Origin of the sequence: Halioglobus sp. HI00S01 (assembly GCF_001635445.1) — a bacterium.
GTDB lineage: Bacteria > Pseudomonadota > Gammaproteobacteria > Pseudomonadales > Halieaceae > Halioglobus > Halioglobus japonicus.
The window spans coordinates 1-218 of sequence record NZ_LWEE01000194.1 but is presented as its reverse complement, the minus strand read 5'-3'; the positions used below and the strand labels follow the sequence as shown (position 1 = coordinate 218).

Sequence of the window (218 nt, the reverse complement as noted above, 5' to 3'; positions counted from 1 at the left end):
ACTACCGGGTCGACAACCGAGAATTTGAATTATTGCTGTATGACTTATCCACCGGCGACGGCGCCTCGCTGTGGCTGGCGCTGGACCAGCAGGCAGCCTGGCTGGAGGGCGCAGACCAGGTGCTGCGACAACGGGCGGCCAACGGTCCGCTATGCCAGGGCAGAATCAGGCCAGCGGCTGCGGATGTGCTGCCAACCGTGGTCAGGAAGTTTTTTATC

At 61.5% G+C, this 218-nt stretch carries 1 pseudogene; it reads left to right on the top strand.

Features of this window, described 5'->3' with window-relative positions:
• Positions 1-218, top strand: a pseudogene (locus tag A3709_RS23965) (DUF3080 domain-containing protein); the annotation flags it as partial.